The sequence below is a fragment of the Aeromonas sp. 603079 genome (assembly GCF_049172135.1).
Lineage (GTDB): Bacteria > Pseudomonadota > Gammaproteobacteria > Enterobacterales > Aeromonadaceae > Aeromonas > Aeromonas veronii.
Map to the genome: position 1 here is coordinate 16,434 of NZ_JAAKPX010000032.1, position 15,139 is coordinate 31,572.

A 15,139-nucleotide genomic window follows, 5' to 3' on the forward strand; every position below is an offset into this window, starting at 1 on the left:
GCCGTCGGGAATGGCCAGTGTGGAAGGGAATCACCCTTTCTGTTTGGCGGCGATGGCTTGGGCCACCACGGGGTCGACAAACTGGCGGATGTCGCCACCGTGCAGCGCCACCTCTTTCACCAGGGTGGAGGAGATAAAGGAGTTCTCCTCGGCCGGGGTGAGGAAGACGCTTTCCAGCTCAGGCATCAGGCGGCGGTTCATATTGGCCAGCTGAAACTCGTACTCGAAGTCGGAGACGGCGCGCAGGCCGCGGATCAGCACGTTGGCCTGATGCTCTTTGGCGAAATCGACCAGCAGACCGGAGAAGCCCACCACCTTGACGTTGGGAAGCGTGCTGGTCACTTGCTGGACAAGCTGGACACGTTCTGCCAGATCGAACAGAGGTCGCTTGCTCGGGCTGTTGGCGACACCGACCACCACCTCGTCAAACAGCTTGGCGGCGCGGCCGATGAGATCGGCGTGGCCATTGGTAACGGGATCAAACGTCCCGGGATAGATCACCCTGGTAGTCATCTTTGCGGTCCTGCAACCTGGAAATTTGGTCGCATTATAAGGTCGTCGCTTGAGAATAGCAGTGCATCAGGCAAGAATACGCCATCGCGCATCAAGCCTCCCTGCATTGGTGACAGGGAGCAAAGGGATTTTTTATGAAACGTATTCTGGTCGTTCGCAATGACAAGATTGGTGACTTCATGCTGGCGTGGCCGAGTTTCGCCATGCTCAAAGGCTCCATGGAGTGTCATGTGACTGCCCTGGTTCCGGCCTACACGGCCCCGCTGGCCCGGCTCTGCCCCTGGATTGACGAGGTGATCATCGATCCGGGCGTGCGGGCCGACAAGGAGCAACAGCGAGCGCTGCTGGCGCGGATCAAGGCGGCGGCGTTCGACGCGTCCATCTGCCTCTTCTCCAACTCCCGCAACGCCATGCTGGTGTGGAAGGCACACATCCCTTATCGGCTGGCGCCGGCGACCAAGCTGGCGCAGGTGCTCTACAACCAGCGACTGGTGCAGCGTCGCTCCCGTTCCCAGAAGCCGGAGTCCGAGTACAATCTGGAGCTGATCCGTCGCTTCCTGACCGATCATCAGGTCGCCGTGGTGGAGCCCAAGACCCCCTTCCTGCAGTTCGATGAGGAGACTCTGCGGCAGGTGCGCGAGCAGCTGGCGCTCAAGCTCAAGCTCGATACCAGTCGCCCCTGGCTGATGGTACATGCCGGTAGCGGCGGTTCGGCCAACAACCTCTCCATCGAGCAGTATGCTCGCATCATCATCAAGCTCAATCAGGCCTGCCCCGAACTGCAGTGTGTGCTGACCGCAGGCCCGGGCGAGGAGAAGATGGCCGAACAGCTGGCGGCCGAGTTGCTGGCCCACGGTGGCAATGGCTGGATCTACCGCTCCAGCGATGGTCTGCCGATGTTCTGTCAGGTGCTGGCCAACGCAGCCCTGTTTATCGCTGGCAGTACCGGCCCGCTCCATATCGCCGGTGCGCTCGATGTGCCGACTATCGGTTTCTTCCCGATGCGCCGCTCCGCGACTCCGCTGCGCTGGAAGCCCCTCAACAGCGAAGGGCGTCACCTTGCCTTCAGCCCGCCGGAGGATAGCGACCATCCTGAGGATATGAGCCAGCTCGATCCCAAGACCATGGTGCCGGTGATGGCCCGCTGGGCGGCGCCTTTCTGGCGCAAATAACGTATGCAGCAATGTAAACAGGGCCCCGTGGTGCCCTGTTTCGTATGACGGTTATTCCGGCTGCTGCGGTTGCTGGCGCACCCAGAGGTCGGCGTATTTGACGAAGGTGGAGTGGGCGGAGAGGATCGCCAGCAGCAACCCCTGCTTGCCATCGAGGAAGCCAGCCTTGAGCAGGTACATCTTGATGAAGCAGCCGACGGCATGCATCAGCCCCTGACTGAGGGAGCCCTTCTTGCCGCGAGCGGTGCGCTGATCGGCCCAGGCGCGGGCATAACCGGCCGATTTGACCAGATAGTGCTCCAGATCCCGATAGGTGAAGTGGTGCAGGTCGCCGTAGAGGTTGACGATCTTCATGTTGGCGCGCACCTCCACCTTCTCGTGCACCAGCGCCTCGTTGTAGCTGGTGAGTGCCTTGGGATAGAGGCGCAGCACCCGATCCGGATACCAGCCACTGTGGCGAATAAAGCGGCCAAACACCCAGGAGAGGCGCGGGATCGAGTAGATGGTATCGCTGGCCGGATTGGTCATCACGTTGGCTATGGCGGTTTTCAGCTCGGGGGTGAGCCGCTCGTCGGCATCCAGCCACAGCACCCAGTCGGATTGCACGTGGGACTGGGCCAGTCGGCGCTGTTTGCCAAAGCCGGGCCACTTGGCGTTGACGAAGAAGCGGGCCCCAAATTCGGCGGCAATGGTCGGGGTCTCGTCCTGGCTGCCGGAGTCCAGAATGACGATCTCGTCCACCAGTCCGTCGAGGGAGGCGAGGCACTTGCGCAGGTTGTCGGCTTCATTCTTGACGATCAGAACGGCAGCCAGAGTCGGTTTTTTCACGAAATGGGGCTCACGGTTATTGCCCGGCTGGCGGGTCGAATGCGTATTGATGGGCCATTCTAACGGAAAAATGGGCCAAAGAGAGAGCCGCCATTGCCCGTTTCTATCAGCTGTTTGCCTGTCTCGTCTCGTCCGGTTGGAAGAGGGGCACCGCTGGAAAAATGGGGTGACGGCAGCGTCTGCCAAGGATCTTCTGTTATTTATCCGACCATTCTTGGGGCATAATCTCGCCCAGTGATGATTAACAGCCGGGCCAGTCCCGAGAGAAGACGCGTGATGAAAATATTGGTGATCGGCCCCTCTTGGGTCGGCGATATGGTGATGTCCCAGAGCCTCTACAAGGCGATCAAGGCCAACCATCCGGAGTGCGAACTGCACGTGATGGCCCCCGCCTGGTGCTGTGCCCTGCTGGAGCGGATGCCGGAGGTGGACAAGGCGATCACCATGCCCCTTGGCCACGGTGACTTCAAACTGGTGGCGCGCCGCCGCCTCGGCAAGCAGCTGGCAGCCGAGAAGTACGATCAGGCCATCGTCCAGCCCAACTCCATGAAGTCGGCGCTGATCCCCTGGTTTGCTCGCATTCCGGTGCGTACCGGCTGGAAGGGTGAGAGCCGCTATGGCCTGCTCAACGACCTGCGCAGCAACAAGTCCGCCTTCCCGCTGATGGTGGAGGGCTATCTGGCGCTCGCTTATCCCAAAGCGCAGATGAAGAGTCGGGCCGATATCCCGACCATTCCGTATCCGGCGCTCCATGTCGATCTGATAAACCAGAGCAAGGCGCTGGAGCGGCTGGGGCTGGATCGCGCCCGCCCGGTGCTGGTGCTCTGTCCCGGCGCCGAGTTCGGCCCGGCCAAGCGCTGGCCTGAAGGGCACTACGCCGTGGTAGCCCAGCAGCATCTGGACGAGGGGTGGCAGGTGTGGATCTTCGGTTCCAACAAGGATGTGCCGGTGGCCAATACCATCCGGGATCGGGTCAATCTGCTGACGCGCCCCAACTGCCACGTGCTGGCGGGCAAGACCAGCCTGCACGAGGCGATCGATCTGATGGCGCTGGCCAGCCGGGTCATCTCCAACGACTCCGGCCTGATGCACATCGCCGCCGCCCTCAACCGGCCGCTGGTGGGCGTCTATGGCTCCACCTCGCCACTCTACACCCCGCCGCTGGCGGATCGGGTCGAGATCGTTCACACCGACATCGAGTGTCGCCCCTGCTTCAAGCGCACCTGCAAGTTCGGCCATCTCAAGTGCCTGATCGACCTGGCGCCGGAGCAGGTGGTCGATGCCTGCAAGAAGCTGGAGCAGAGTCAGTAAGATGCCCTACCGCCTGCTCTACAACCTGCTGATCCATCTGGGATTGCCGCTGGCGCTGCTGGCCCTCTACAAGCCTAAGAAAGGCAAGCCCGGCTTTGGCAAGCGCTGGGCCGAGCATCTCGGGCGGCTGCCCGCCACCGGACAGGAGGCGCCGCTCTGGATCCATGCGGTGAGCGTGGGGGAGACGCTGGCCATCACGCCGCTCATTCGCGCCCTCAAGGCGGAGCGGCCCGATCTGCCGATCCTGCTCACCACCACCACCCGCACCGGCGCCGATCAGGCTGCCAAGCTGGGGGATCTGGTGATCCATCGCTACGCGCCACTCGACTACCCCTGGGCCATTGCCGCCTTTCTTGACACCTTCAAGCCGCGCGCGCTCTGGGTGATGGAGACCGAGCTGTGGCCGAACTGGCTGGCCGCCTGCGAGGCGCGCCACCTGCCGGTGACCATCATCAATGCCCGCCTCTCCGAGCGATCCTGCCAGCGTTATGCCCGCTTCCACGGTGCTTTCGACGCCCTGAGCCGGCCGCTGACCCATCTGCTCTGCCAGCATCAGGATGATGCCGACCGCTTCGCCCGCCTCGGCATCGATCGTTCGCGGCTGGCGGTGACCGGCTCCATCAAGTTCGACATCCAGTTTGGTGACGAGGTGCAGGCCAAAGGGCGCTCTCTGCGCCAGCTGCTGGGCGCCGAGCGGCCGGTCTGGATCGCCGCCAGCACCCATCTGGGTGAGGACGAGCAGGTGCTGGCCGCCTTCGATCTGCTGCTCAAACGTCATCCCGACGCGCTGCTCATTCTGGTGCCGCGCCACCCCGAGCGGTTCGATCGGGTGGCCGAGCAGTGTGCCCCTTATGGCTGCGTGCGGCGCACTGATGGTGCTGCGGTGAGTGCGGAGGATAAGGTCTATCTCGGCGATACCATGGGCGAGCTGCCGCTGATGCTGGCTGCGGCCGATGTGGCCTTCGTTGGCGGCAGTCTGGTGAAGATCGGCGGTCACAACCTGCTGGAGCCGGCGGCCCTCGGCAAGCCCTGCCTGACCGGTCCCGCCTACTTCAACTTCAGCGACATCACCCGCCAGCTGGTGGCTCAGGGGGGTGCCGCCATTGTGGCCGATGCCGCCGAGCTGGGCGAGCGGGTGAGCCAGCTGTTTGCCGACGGCAACGCCCGCCGCGAGATGGGGGAGCAGGCTCGCGCCGTTGTGCTGCGCAATCAGGGAGCGCTGGCGCGTACCCTCTCGCACTGCCTCACTGCGTTGGAGAACGACTGAGTGTCAGCCTTTCATACATCTCAGCCATAAAAAAACGGAGCGCGATACGCTCCGTTTTGTTTTTGGCGGTGACCGGAATTAGCGAACGATCAGCCCCAGCAGGATGCCGACCACACCGAAGTCGGAGTCGCTGAAGGTGGTGTTGGCGAAACCGAGGTCGCCCAGCACCGGCAGCAGGAACACCGGCAGAATGGTGAGCAGCAGCAGGCCGTTGGCGAAGGCACCCAGAATGGCGCCGCGACGACCACCGGTGGCGTTGCCGAATACCCCGGCAGCGGCGCCGACGAAGAAGTGCGGTACCACGCCCGGGATGATGACGGTCAGGCCCATGGCGTAGAGCAGCGCCATCCCCACCAGACCGGCGGCAAAGCTCGACAGGAAGCCGATCAGCACGGCGTTGGGGGCGTAGGGGAAGACGATCGGGCAGTCGAGTGCCGGCTTGGCGTTCGGTACCAGCTTGTCGGAGATACCCTTGAAGGCCGGTACGATCTCGGCGATGACCATCCGCACACCTTGCAGGATGACGTAGACACCGGCGGCGAAGGTGATGGACTGCATCAGGGAGAACATGAACCAGTGCTTGCCCTTGGCGACGCTGGAGACAAACTCGGGGCCGGCGAAGGCGGAGGTCACCAGGAAGATGATACCCATGGTGAAGGAGATGGCCACCGGGGTATCGCGCAGGAACAGCAGGCTCTTGGGCACCTGCACATCTTCGCAGCTGTGTGCCTTGTTGCCGAACTTGGCGCCGATCAGGGCGGAGAGCACGTAGGAGCAGGTGGAGAAGTGGCCCAGCGCCACGTCATCGGAGCCGGTGATCTGCTTCATGAAGGGGTGGGCGATGGCCGGGAAGAAGACCATGGCGACACCGACCACCAGACTGCCCACCGCGATCAGCGGCACGCCGCTCATGCCGCCGGCAGAGAGGATCACCGCCACCATCATCGACATGAACAGGGTGTGGTGACCGGTCAGGAAGATGAATTTCCACGGGGTCAGACGGGCGATCAGGATGTTCACCAGCATGGCGAAGAACATGATCATCGCCATCTCCTTGCCAAACGAGGTCTGGGCGATGGAGACGATGGCTTCGTTGTTGGGCACGACCCCCTTGATGCCGAAGGCGTGCTGGAAGATGACGGCAAAGTCACCCAGCGAGTTGATCACCAGGGTGGCACCGGCCCCCAGAATGACGAAACCCATGATGGTCTTGACCGTGCCCTTGATGCACTCGGTCACCGGTTTCTTCTGGGCAATCAGGCCGATAAGCGCGATCAGGCCGACCAGCACGGCGGGCTCGGACAGCACGTCAAACATCAGAAAGTTGAAAAATTCCATGGTCAGCTCCTGGCAATGGAAGATGCGGCCCGCAGGCCGCATGGAGGATCCTTAGAGGGCGCCCAGTTCGCGCAGGGCGGTGGCGAGCTTCTCTTTCATCGCGGCCTTGTCGACCATGTTGTCGAGGGCCACCAGACGGCTGTTGACCCCCATGGATTGGAGCTGCTCGGCGATGTCACGGGTGGCGACAAAGATCTCGGCAGTTTCGCTGCCGGCGGAGGCCAGATCGCGATGATCCACTTCGGCGGTGACTGCCAGCTCTTTCAGGATGCTCTTGATGCTCATCTCCATCATCAGGCTGGTGCCCAGACCGTGACCGCATACAACCAGAATTTTCATTGTCTCTTCCTCTGTCAGGTGCGCCTTGGCGCAGATTAGTAGCGCGCCAGAATGCGCAAGATGTCGTCTTTGGTGTCGGCCGCAATGATGGCCGCCACGTCCTCTTCATTCATAAACAGCTCGGCCAGCTGGGCGATGGTCTCCACGTGGGAGTTGCTGTCGCTGGCGGCCAGGGTGATCAGCAGCCGGATCGGGTCGTTGCCCTCGGAGTCGAAGTTGACCCCCTGCTTGATGACGGTCAGCCCCAGACCCAACCGGTTGACGCCGTCTTCGGGACGAGCGTGGGGCATAGCCAGACCGGGGCCCAGCACGTAGTAGGGGCCGAGCTCTTCATGGGAGCGAAACAGCGCCGCCACGTAGGAGGGTTCGATGGTGCCATTGGCCAGCAGGGGCGCCGTCGCCAGCTCGATGGCGTGACGCCAGTCGCGGGCTGCGGGTTCGATGCGGATGACATCCTCGGTCAGCAGTTGAGTCAGCATGGTGGTGATCCGGCTAGTTAAGATGGCGCCAATCTATCGATCTTGCGGTGGTGAAACTGTGAGGGTGATCGCGAAAGTTAGCGCTATCAGATAGCGCTAACATCAAACTGTGATAGCGCTATCACTTCACCCATTAACGGGAGTCATCTTGCCCCCGTGATCCGGGAAAGCGGGTAGAATCGGCCCTGAGCAAATAGTCAGTGGCGCTCTTTTGCCTTAAAGTGAGCAGCCGCAAGCCGAGGAAGGGATGGATGTCAGAAGCAAAGAAGCGCCGTAGCACGGGTCGGGTGACCCTCAACGATGTGGCCCAGCTGGCTGGTGTGGGGGCCATGACGGTTTCCCGTGCCCTGCGCACGCCGGAGATGGTCTCCGACAGGATGCGTGAGCGCATCGAAGCTGCGGTGGAAGAGCTCGGCTATATCCCCAATCGGGCCGCCGGGGCGTTGGCCTCTGCGACTTCCCAGACCATCGTAGTGATCGTCCCGAGTCTGGCGGAAGCGGGCTGTGGCGAGATGATCGCTGGCCTGCAACAGACCCTGCTCGAGGAGGGTTACCAGATCATGCTGGGGGATGCCCAGCATCTGAAACAGCAGGAAGAGCGCCTGCTGACCAGCTTTTTGCAGCACAATCCGGCAGCGGTGGTGCTGTTTGGTGGCGATCCCGGCGAGACGATCCGTACTCGCCTGAAAGCCTCCCGCCTGCCGGTGGTGGAAGTGGGTGCTATGGCCCGCAGCCCCATCGATATGAATGTGGGAGTCTCCAACTTCGATGCCGGTTATCAGCTCACCCGCCACCTTATCGAGCGGGGCTACCGCAATATCGGTTTTCTCTGCGCCCGTCAGGAGCAGTGGATGCTGCAACAGCGGATGCAGGGCTGGCAGAAGGCGCTGCTCGACAACTACCTCTCCCCCGATGCCATCATCAACACCTCGGAGCGGCCCAGCTTCAGTACCGGCGCCACTATGCTGGGTGAATTTCTGCTGCGTTGGCCCGAGCTGGACGCGCTGATCTGTGTCAACGACGAACTGGCGGCCGGGGTGCTGTTCGAGTGCCAGCGCCGCCATTTGAATGTGCCGGGCAAACTCGCCATCGCCGGATTTGACGATCTGGATGTGGCGCGCGCCTGTTATCCGACCCTTACTTCGGTCAGGATCCCCTATCGCAAAATGGGGCAGGAGGCTGCCGAGCTGATCCTGCGCCAACTGGCCGGGGAGCCCGTGATGGGCACCGCTCTGGCTCTCGATTTTCAACTGCAAAAGCGTCAAAGCAGCTGATCCCCGTTTCACACGTCATCAAAGAGGCAACCATGTTCAAGGCTCTGTTACTGGAAAACCAAGACGGCAAGACTGTACCGACTCTGACCCGGCTGGCCGAGAGCCAGTTGCCGGAAGGTGAAGTGCGGGTGGCGGTCGCTTACAGCTCGATCAACTACAAGGATGGGCTGGCTATCACCGGCAAGGGCAAGATCGTGCGCCAGTGGCCGCTGGTGCCCGGTATCGACTTCGCCGGTACCGTGCTCGAATCTGCCGACAGCCGCTATCAGACCGGCGACAAGGTGGTGCTGACCGGTTGGGGCGTGGGTGAAGGCCACTGGGGCGGCATGGCCGAACAGGCGCGGGTCAAAGGGGACTGGCTGGTGCCGTTGCCCGCCGGGCTGGATGAACGGCAGGCCATGTGCATCGGTACCGCCGGTCTCACCGCCATGCTCTGCGTGCTGGCACTGGAAGAGGCGGGTATTACTCCCGCAAGTGGCGAGGTGCTGGTCACCGGTGCGGCAGGCGGTGTGGGCTCCACCTCGGTTGCCCTGCTGGCGGCCCTTGGCTATCAGGTGGCGGCGCTGACCGGTCGTCCCGAAGAGCAGGACGCCATGCTCACTGCGCTGGGTGCCAGCCGCATCGTGCCGCGCAGCGAGCTGCTGGTGCCTGCCAAACCGCTGGAGAAGCAGCTTTGGGCCGGTGCCATCGATACCGTCGGCAGTCAGGTGCTGGCCAAGCTGCTGGCCCAGATGAACTATGGCGGCGCCGTGGCGGCCTGTGGGTTGGCGGGCGGTTTCGATCTGCCGACCAGTGTGATGCCCTTTATCCTGCGTAATGTGCGGTTGCAGGGGGTCGATTCGGTGATGTGCCCGTTTGAACGTCGCCAACTGGCGTGGCAGCGACTGGCACGGGATCTGCCTGCCAGCTTCTTTGAACAGGCGGTCACCGAGATTGGGCTGGAGCAGGTAGTGGAGGCCGCCGAGGCCATCACGCAAGGCCAGATCGCCGGCCGCACCTTGGTCAAACTTTGAACTCCCTCTGACTGGCGAGCCCGACAATTCCGGATAAAATTGGAGTGCGGGTGAACTATCCAAGGAGAGTGAAGATGGGTGGACACAAGCCGGATTACGACTCCTCTGATGATGATTGGGAGCCGGATTCCTGGGAAGAAGAGCTGGATCAGTGGGAAGAAGAAGGCTGGCAGGACGATGATCCCTTCGATGACCCCTTCAACAACCCGTGATCCATAGCATTGAATGAACAGGCGGGCATTGTGCCCGCCTGATTTTTTTGGTGCGCTCACAGGGTGGATGCAAGTTGCTTGTGGTCATCCCCTGGCTGGTCAAGAATGAACAGCTCAAACGACACTCAAGGATGACTATGCGACTTTCCATCATATTGCTGGCGGCCCTGCTGGGGGGCTGTGTCTCCAACGATGACCCTTGCGAGAAGGTGTGGAGCGAAGTGGGGGAGGCTGACGGCAAGCTGGGCTTCACCACCGAACGGGTTGAGTTCCATCAGGGCCAGTGTGGCAAGAAGGTGGATACCGAGCTGTGGAAGCAGGGACATCAGAAGGGATTGGCATGGTATTGCCGCCCCGAGCATCTCTATCTGGCTGGCCGCTCAGGCGAGGAGTATCGCGGTGTCTGCCCGAACGATACCCAGGCGCGCAGATTGTTCGAGCAGGGACGACAGGGTTGGACCGATCAATAGTGCACTGACCGTGAGGGGTTACTCCTCTTTCAAGCGGAGTGGCTGGCAGAGGTAACCCTTGTCATTGGCGCTGCGGGCGCACTTGCCGCAGACGAATTTCGGCTTGCGAACAATTTTGCGCAACGCTTTGAGATCAGTGGGGATCTCGTGGCGACGCCACTCACACAGGGTCTTGCTGCCCATAACGACTACCTCTAAGACTCGACGGCCGTATTGTAATCGATTTTCATTTCGAGTGAATCGGTAAAGCTCGCTTATTGGCCGTTATGCCAATAAGCGATTGTTTCGGGAGGGATTACTGGTAAAGGAACTTGGTGAAGATGAGCTCGCGCACCGCTTTCTTGCCGGTCTCTTTCACCAGCAGTTCGTTGACCTTGGTTTCGCACTCCTTGCGCAACTCTTCACGGCTGACCAGGGATTTGATCTGCTCGGCGCTCTTGCTGCCCATCAAACGAATGATGGTATCTCGGATCAGCGGGTCATGCTGCTCCAGCAGCTTGAGGTCGGCTTCGTTTTCCGCCATTAGCTCCACCGTGACTCGGACATAACCGAGGGTTTTGCCGTTGCTCAGGTAGTTGGTGATGATGTCGGGGTCGAGCGCGTGGTAGGAAAAGCCCGGCTTGGCGGCTGCGGCTGCTTCTTCTCCCTCTGCGGGCGGCTCTTCTTCGGATGAGGCTTGTACATGCAGCGCACCACAGCTCAGTAACAACACCAGCAGAATTTTGAAGATCTTCATATAGATGGCTCATCAGCAAGAGATAACCCATTTTTGATGTTGCCATCGGGGCCGTCAAGCACGGATGTTCTTACATTTCGCTATTGATTTACGGATAATAAACCGGATTTTAACCTGAACACGGAAATCTCTGGATGGTGAAGCTGTGAAGTCCGAGTTGACTGTTCCCCTCACGCCGTTAAGCGGGTGGCTGGCCCCCGAATGTTGCGAATTGCCCGCCAGCCTGCGCCCTTGGCTGCTGGAGCCCGGCTCCATGACCCGGCGGCTGCGTCAGCACAATCGCCACTTTTCGGTGGAGTGGCTGGGCAATCACCCGGTCGCCCTTACTGCCGATGAGCAGTGGCTGGTGGATTCGGCCTCGCCGGCCGGTACCTGCCGCGAGGTGATCCTGCACGGGGATCGTGGGCCCGCCGTGCTGGGCTGGACCCTGTTTGCCGATGACGCATTGCAAGGGAGCGGCATTGCCGAGCTTGGCGAGCAGCCGCTGGGTGAGCGGGTATTTGGCCATGAGCCTGCCCGCCGTGATCACCTGCAGCTGGCCCGTTTCGATATTGCCGCCAATCCTCGTTGCCCGGCCGCCACTGTCTGGGGGCGTCGTTCCCGTCTGTTTCTGGGGCAGTGGCCACTGCTGGTGCACGAGCTGTTTCTGCCCTCTCTCGTCTGTGACAAGGAGCTGGAGTGAACCTGTTAACCAAGGAGCGGGGACTTGCCTACATGCAGTTGGCCCGCGTCGACAAACCCATAGGTACTCTGCTGCTGCTGTGGCCAACCCTGTGGGCGCTCTGGCTGGCCGCTGGTGGCCTGCCCAATCTCTGGGTGCTGACCGTTTTTGTGGTCGGGGTCTTTCTGATGCGCTCGGCAGGGTGCGTCATCAACGACTATGCGGATCGCAACTTCGATGGCCACGTCAAACGCACCGCTGGTCGCCCCTTGCCTACGGGTAGAGTCAAGCCGTGGGAGGTGCTGGCGCTCTTCTTCGTGCTGGCGCTTATCTCCTTTGGTCTGGTGCTGACCATGAATCCGCTCACCATCGGTCTGTCGTTTGTCGCCCTGCTGCTGGCGGTGAGCTACCCCTTTATGAAGCGCTTTATCTCGAACCCTCAGCTGGTGCTCGGGATGGCCTTCTCCTGGTCGATCCCGATGGCCTATGCGGCGCAGGCGGATGCTCTGCCGCTGGTGGCCTGGCTGCTCTTTTTCGCCAACCTGCTCTGGACGGTGGCTTACGACACCCAGTACGCCATGGTGGATCGGGATGACGACCTCAAGATCGGCCTCAAATCCAGCGCCATCCTGTTTGGTCGTTACGACAAGCGGATCATCGGCGCACTGCAACTCTCGACGCTGCTGCTGTTGCTGGCGGTCGGGCAGCTGATGACGCTGGGGGGCTGGTATTACTGGGGATTGCTGGGGGCGGCGGTGCTGTTTGTCTATCAGCAGCGGCTCATTCGCGAGCGGCAGCGGGAAGCCTGCTTCCAGGCGTTTCTCAACAACAACTATGTGGGGGCGCTGGTGTTTGCCGGTCTGGTGCTCGATTACCTGCTGGCGTGACATGTTCCCGCGCAGACTCCGATAAAAAAGAAGGCCGCATGATGCGGCCTTCTTTGTTTGCGTTGCAGATCAGAGCTGATTGCCTGCCTGAATGGTGCGGCGGATCTTGTTGCTCAGCAGCGGCACTATATTGTCGGCCAGCGCCTGGAAGCGGCCGAGATCCGGCTTGCACTCTGGGGAGAGGTAACCCTCTTTGCGCAAGGTGTGGATCAGGGTGCTGAACAGCTTCTGGTCGAAGAACTCGGGGGCGTTGATGCCGTGCAGGGTGCCGAGGCGCTCTGCCATCATCAGGCCGTCCGCCTCCAGCTGCTCCGCTTCGATATGAGGCTGGGCCAGTACCCGGGTCAGCACGATGGCGTAGCGTTGCAGGGTCTCCTGAATACTCTCCGCCAGCAGCAGCAGGCGCATCTGGTTGGCCGGATTGACCCAGTAGCCGTCATCGCGGGTCTCGATCAGTTGCTGGGTTTGCAGCGCGTCGAGCAGGCTGTCGACCAGCGCTGGTAACTCCTCCTCTTCATAACGCAGGAACAGCTCGGTCTTGAGCAGCGGATAGATGTCGATGCAGCGGGCCATGATCTCGCTGCGGGAGATCCCCTCGCACCGTTCGATCAATGCCGCCACCAGAGAGGGCATGGCGAACAGGTGGAGAATGTTGTTGCGGTAGTAGGTCAGCAGGATCGCCTGATAGCGGTCGAGACTGATGATCTGCCCCAGCTTGTCCTCGCTCACTTCGAACTTGTTGAGCTCCATCGCCTGATCCAGCAGGGTCTTGGCATCCTCATCCGGAATGGTGCTCTGCGGGCTGTAGGGCACCGCTTTGAGCAGATCCAGATAGGTGTTGAGCTGGGCCTGCAACTCGTCGCGGGTCAGGGCGTGGCGCTCGGCGGCCAGCAGCGCCAGCGCGCTCAGGGTCAGGCCGTTGACCGCGGCAGCGCCGTTGATGCGGGTCATCAGCAGTTCGGCCAGATTGTTGACGGTGCCCGCCATCCACTCCGGACGCTCCTCTTCCCCGATGTGCTTTTTCCAGTCGGGGATGTGTTCGCTCAGGTAGCTGTTGAGAGTCAGCGGCTCGCCGAAGTTGACGAAGCCACGGCCGTAGTTGCGCAGCTTGCGCAGGATGCCGAGCACCTGCAGGAAGCTCTCTTTCTCCTTGCGACTCCCCTTGAGCTCGTTGTGGTAGGTGTTCACCTCCATCACGTGCTCGTAACCCAGATAGACCGGCACCAGAGTGACCGGCCTGTCCAGCCCGCGCATCATCGCCTGCAGGGTCATCGCCAGCATGCCGGTCTTGGGCGGCAGCAGACGGCCGGTACGGGAGCGACCGCCTTCGGTGAAGAACTCTACCGAGTAACCCTTGGCAAACAGCAGGTTGAGGTATTCCCGGAATACCGTGCTGTAGAGCGGGTTGCCCTTGAAGGTGCGGCGAATGAAGAAGGCGCCGCCGTGGCGGAAGATGGGGCCCGCCGGCCAGAAGTTGAGGTTGATGCCTGCCGCGATATGGGGCGGCACCATCCCCTGGTGGTAGATGACGTAGGAGAGCAGCAGGTAGTCCATGTGGCTGCGGTGGCAGGGGACGTAGACGATCTCGTGCCCTTCCTGCGCCAGCTGGCGTACCTTCTCGGCGCCATTGACCGACAAGCCGCGGTAGAGCTTGTTCCACAGCCAGCCAAGGAAGCTCTCGCCCAGGCGGATCAGCCGGTAAGAGAAGTTGGAGGCGATCTCGTCCATGTAGCCATGGGCGCGCTTTTGCGCCTTCTCGAGGCTGATCCCCTCGCGCTGGGCCTCCTCTTCAATCGCCTGCTGGATCACCGCGGAGTCGAGCAACTGCTTGAACAGCAGGTTGCGGTTCGGCAGTTTCGGGCCGGTAGCGGCCAGCTGCTGGCGGCTGAAGTGGGTACGGGCCACTCGTGCCAGCTTGTGGGCGATCGCCTCGTCGGTGCCGTGTTTGTCCGCCATGTAGCGCAGGGAGAGCGGCGGCGAGAAGCGCACCAGATTCTCGCGACCCTTGAGGATCACGATGAGCGCCTTCTTCAGCCGGTTCGGCGCCAGGCTGCTGATGATGTTGAGGCCGGAGGCCTCCTCGCCTTCCCGACCCGGAGCTCGGCCCCAGAACAGGGTGACGGGCACCACCTGGATATCCAGCTCGGGATCCTGCTTGTGCAGATCCAGCAGCTGGTGGAACTCCTGCAGGAAGGGGAGCGGTTTGCTGCGTTTGCCAAACAGGGGAGGCGGACGATCCAGACAGACATAGCGCGGCAGCAGCTGGCCGTTGAGCTCCAGCGGCGTGAAGGGACCGGGCAGACCGAGATCCTCGCAGCACTGCTGCAGGGTCATCAGGTCGGTGATCGAACTGGTTTTCAGGGCATAGACGATGGGTCTGGCCGGATCCAGATTGAGTTCTGTGATGGGATTTTCCGGCAGGCTCTTGTGATTGACCAAGCCGCTGACCGGCCATTGCAAGATGGCTCTGGAAATCTTCTGTCCTAGGGACATGTGCGTCTGCTCTCCAAAAAAATGCGGCGTGAGCATAGCAAATCGACAGCCCCTTGTCGCCGAGAGGTACGATGAGTCGGCTGCGCAGGATCAAAACAGTAGTAAATGAGGGGTTGGTCGCGACAAATGTCAGCTGCGCCTTGCCT

At 61.5% G+C, this 15,139-nt stretch carries 17 protein-coding genes; 9 read left to right on the plus strand and 8 right to left on the minus strand.

Annotation, left to right across the window (positions count from 1 at the left end):
• Nucleotides 1-30: 30 nt before the first annotated feature.
• Nucleotides 31-513 (minus strand): pantetheine-phosphate adenylyltransferase, encoded by a 483-nt coding sequence (gene coaD / locus G5287_RS19535; RefSeq protein ID WP_040069411.1) that lies wholly within the window; start codon nt 511-513, stop codon nt 31-33.
• 134 nt (nt 514-647) lie between these two features.
• Here coaD and G5287_RS19540 point away from each other — a divergent pair, with 134 nt between their 5' ends.
• Entirely contained in the window at nt 648-1,685 is a 1,038-nt protein-coding gene (locus G5287_RS19540) for a glycosyltransferase family 9 protein (protein WP_227341724.1), read from the plus strand.
• A 51-nt stretch (nt 1,686-1,736) separates the two neighbouring features.
• On the opposite strand, the gene G5287_RS19545 is transcribed toward G5287_RS19540, so the two are convergent.
• Entirely contained in the window at nt 1,737-2,513 is a 777-nt protein-coding gene (locus tag G5287_RS19545) for a glycosyltransferase family 2 protein (RefSeq protein WP_421231755.1), read from the minus strand.
• Nucleotides 2,514-2,789: 276 nt separating this feature from the next.
• On the opposite strand from G5287_RS19545, the gene waaF reads away from it, so the two are divergent.
• Nucleotides 2,790-3,824 (plus strand): lipopolysaccharide heptosyltransferase II, encoded by a 1,035-nt coding sequence (waaF, locus tag G5287_RS19550; protein ID WP_227341726.1) that lies wholly within the window; start codon nt 2,790-2,792, stop codon nt 3,822-3,824.
• Between the two features lies 1 nt (nt 3,825).
• Nucleotides 3,826-5,091: a lipid IV(A) 3-deoxy-D-manno-octulosonic acid transferase gene (gene waaA / locus G5287_RS19555; protein ID WP_227341727.1), complete on the plus strand. Its 1,266-nt coding sequence runs from the start codon at nt 3,826-3,828 to the stop codon at nt 5,089-5,091.
• 78 nt (nt 5,092-5,169) lie between these two features.
• On the opposite strand, the gene G5287_RS19560 is transcribed toward waaA, so the two are convergent.
• The 3 genes from G5287_RS19560 to G5287_RS19570 are packed head-to-tail and all read right to left on the minus strand — an operon-like array spanning nt 5,170 to nt 7,247.
• A complete protein-coding gene (locus tag G5287_RS19560) occupies nt 5,170-6,429 on the minus strand; it encodes a PTS ascorbate transporter subunit IIC (protein ID WP_042030406.1) in 1,260 nt (419 codons plus the stop codon).
• A gap of 51 nt (nt 6,430-6,480) precedes the next feature.
• Nucleotides 6,481-6,768, minus strand: coding sequence for a PTS sugar transporter subunit IIB (locus G5287_RS19565; protein WP_227341728.1), 288 nt, complete (start codon nt 6,766-6,768; stop codon nt 6,481-6,483).
• A 35-nt stretch (nt 6,769-6,803) separates the two neighbouring features.
• Nucleotides 6,804-7,247, minus strand: coding sequence for a PTS sugar transporter subunit IIA (locus tag G5287_RS19570; RefSeq protein WP_005356016.1), 444 nt, complete (start codon nt 7,245-7,247; stop codon nt 6,804-6,806).
• 251 nt (nt 7,248-7,498) lie between these two features.
• Here G5287_RS19570 and G5287_RS19575 point away from each other — a divergent pair, with 251 nt between their 5' ends.
• The 4 genes from G5287_RS19575 to G5287_RS19590 all read left to right on the plus strand — a co-directional run bounded on the left by G5287_RS19575 (nt 7,499) and on the right by G5287_RS19590 (nt 10,216).
• Nucleotides 7,499-8,521: a LacI family DNA-binding transcriptional regulator gene (locus G5287_RS19575; protein ID WP_115522531.1), complete on the plus strand. Its 1,023-nt coding sequence runs from the start codon at nt 7,499-7,501 to the stop codon at nt 8,519-8,521.
• A gap of 32 nt (nt 8,522-8,553) precedes the next feature.
• The gene (locus tag G5287_RS19580; protein WP_227341729.1) at nt 8,554-9,534 is read left to right on the plus strand and encodes an MDR family oxidoreductase; all 981 of its coding nucleotides are present in this window, start codon (nt 8,554-8,556) and stop codon (nt 9,532-9,534) included.
• A gap of 74 nt (nt 9,535-9,608) precedes the next feature.
• The gene (locus tag G5287_RS19585) at nt 9,609-9,746 is read left to right on the plus strand and encodes a hypothetical protein (protein ID WP_216952376.1); all 138 of its coding nucleotides are present in this window, start codon (nt 9,609-9,611) and stop codon (nt 9,744-9,746) included.
• A 137-nt stretch (nt 9,747-9,883) separates the two neighbouring features.
• Nucleotides 9,884-10,216, plus strand: coding sequence for a DUF2799 domain-containing protein (locus G5287_RS19590; protein ID WP_216952374.1), 333 nt, complete (start codon nt 9,884-9,886; stop codon nt 10,214-10,216).
• An 18-nt stretch (nt 10,217-10,234) separates the two neighbouring features.
• On the opposite strand, the gene G5287_RS19595 is transcribed toward G5287_RS19590, so the two are convergent.
• Both G5287_RS19595 and G5287_RS19600 read right to left on the minus strand, forming a co-directional pair.
• The gene (locus tag G5287_RS19595; protein ID WP_098971330.1) at nt 10,235-10,399 is read right to left on the minus strand and encodes a hypothetical protein; all 165 of its coding nucleotides are present in this window, start codon (nt 10,397-10,399) and stop codon (nt 10,235-10,237) included.
• 112 nt (nt 10,400-10,511) lie between these two features.
• Entirely contained in the window at nt 10,512-10,952 is a 441-nt protein-coding gene (locus G5287_RS19600) for a flagellar basal body-associated FliL family protein (RefSeq protein WP_216952370.1), read from the minus strand.
• A gap of 145 nt (nt 10,953-11,097) precedes the next feature.
• Between G5287_RS19600 and G5287_RS19605 the strand changes: the two genes are divergently transcribed.
• The gene (locus G5287_RS19605) at nt 11,098-11,634 is read left to right on the plus strand and encodes a chorismate--pyruvate lyase family protein (RefSeq protein WP_005339534.1); all 537 of its coding nucleotides are present in this window, start codon (nt 11,098-11,100) and stop codon (nt 11,632-11,634) included.
• Nucleotides 11,631-12,500 (plus strand): 4-hydroxybenzoate octaprenyltransferase, encoded by an 870-nt coding sequence (ubiA, locus tag G5287_RS19610; RefSeq protein ID WP_005339536.1) that lies wholly within the window; start codon nt 11,631-11,633, stop codon nt 12,498-12,500. Before G5287_RS19605 ends, ubiA begins: the two co-directional genes overlap by 4 nt.
• A gap of 69 nt (nt 12,501-12,569) precedes the next feature.
• On the opposite strand, the gene plsB is transcribed toward ubiA, so the two are convergent.
• Entirely contained in the window at nt 12,570-14,993 is a 2,424-nt protein-coding gene (plsB, locus tag G5287_RS19615) for a glycerol-3-phosphate 1-O-acyltransferase PlsB (RefSeq protein WP_019446525.1), read from the minus strand.
• Between the last annotated feature and the right edge of the window lie 146 nt (nt 14,994-15,139).

Coding starts and splice junctions, on each gene's coding strand:
- coaD (WP_040069411.1), bottom strand. CDS start 513: ATGACTACCAGGGTGATCTATCCCGGGACGTTTGATCCCGTTACCAAT.
- G5287_RS19540 (WP_227341724.1), top strand. CDS start 648: ATGAAACGTATTCTGGTCGTTCGCAATGACAAGATTGGTGACTTCATG.
- waaF (WP_227341726.1), top strand. CDS start 2,790: ATGAAAATATTGGTGATCGGCCCCTCTTGGGTCGGCGATATGGTGATG.
- waaA (WP_227341727.1), top strand. CDS start 3,826: ATGCCCTACCGCCTGCTCTACAACCTGCTGATCCATCTGGGATTGCCG.
- G5287_RS19560 (WP_042030406.1), bottom strand. CDS start 6,429: ATGGAATTTTTCAACTTTCTGATGTTTGACGTGCTGTCCGAGCCCGCC.
- G5287_RS19565 (WP_227341728.1), bottom strand. CDS start 6,768: ATGAAAATTCTGGTTGTATGCGGTCACGGTCTGGGCACCAGCCTGATG.
- G5287_RS19570 (WP_005356016.1), bottom strand. CDS start 7,247: ATGCTGACTCAACTGCTGACCGAGGATGTCATCCGCATCGAACCCGCA.
- G5287_RS19575 (WP_115522531.1), top strand. CDS start 7,499: ATGTCAGAAGCAAAGAAGCGCCGTAGCACGGGTCGGGTGACCCTCAAC.
- G5287_RS19580 (WP_227341729.1), top strand. CDS start 8,554: ATGTTCAAGGCTCTGTTACTGGAAAACCAAGACGGCAAGACTGTACCG.
- G5287_RS19585 (WP_216952376.1), top strand. CDS start 9,609: ATGGGTGGACACAAGCCGGATTACGACTCCTCTGATGATGATTGGGAG.
- G5287_RS19590 (WP_216952374.1), top strand. CDS start 9,884: ATGCGACTTTCCATCATATTGCTGGCGGCCCTGCTGGGGGGCTGTGTC.
- G5287_RS19595 (WP_098971330.1), bottom strand. CDS start 10,399: ATGGGCAGCAAGACCCTGTGTGAGTGGCGTCGCCACGAGATCCCCACT.
- G5287_RS19600 (WP_216952370.1), bottom strand. CDS start 10,952: ATGAAGATCTTCAAAATTCTGCTGGTGTTGTTACTGAGCTGTGGTGCG.
- plsB (WP_019446525.1), bottom strand. CDS start 14,993: ATGTCCCTAGGACAGAAGATTTCCAGAGCCATCTTGCAATGGCCGGTC.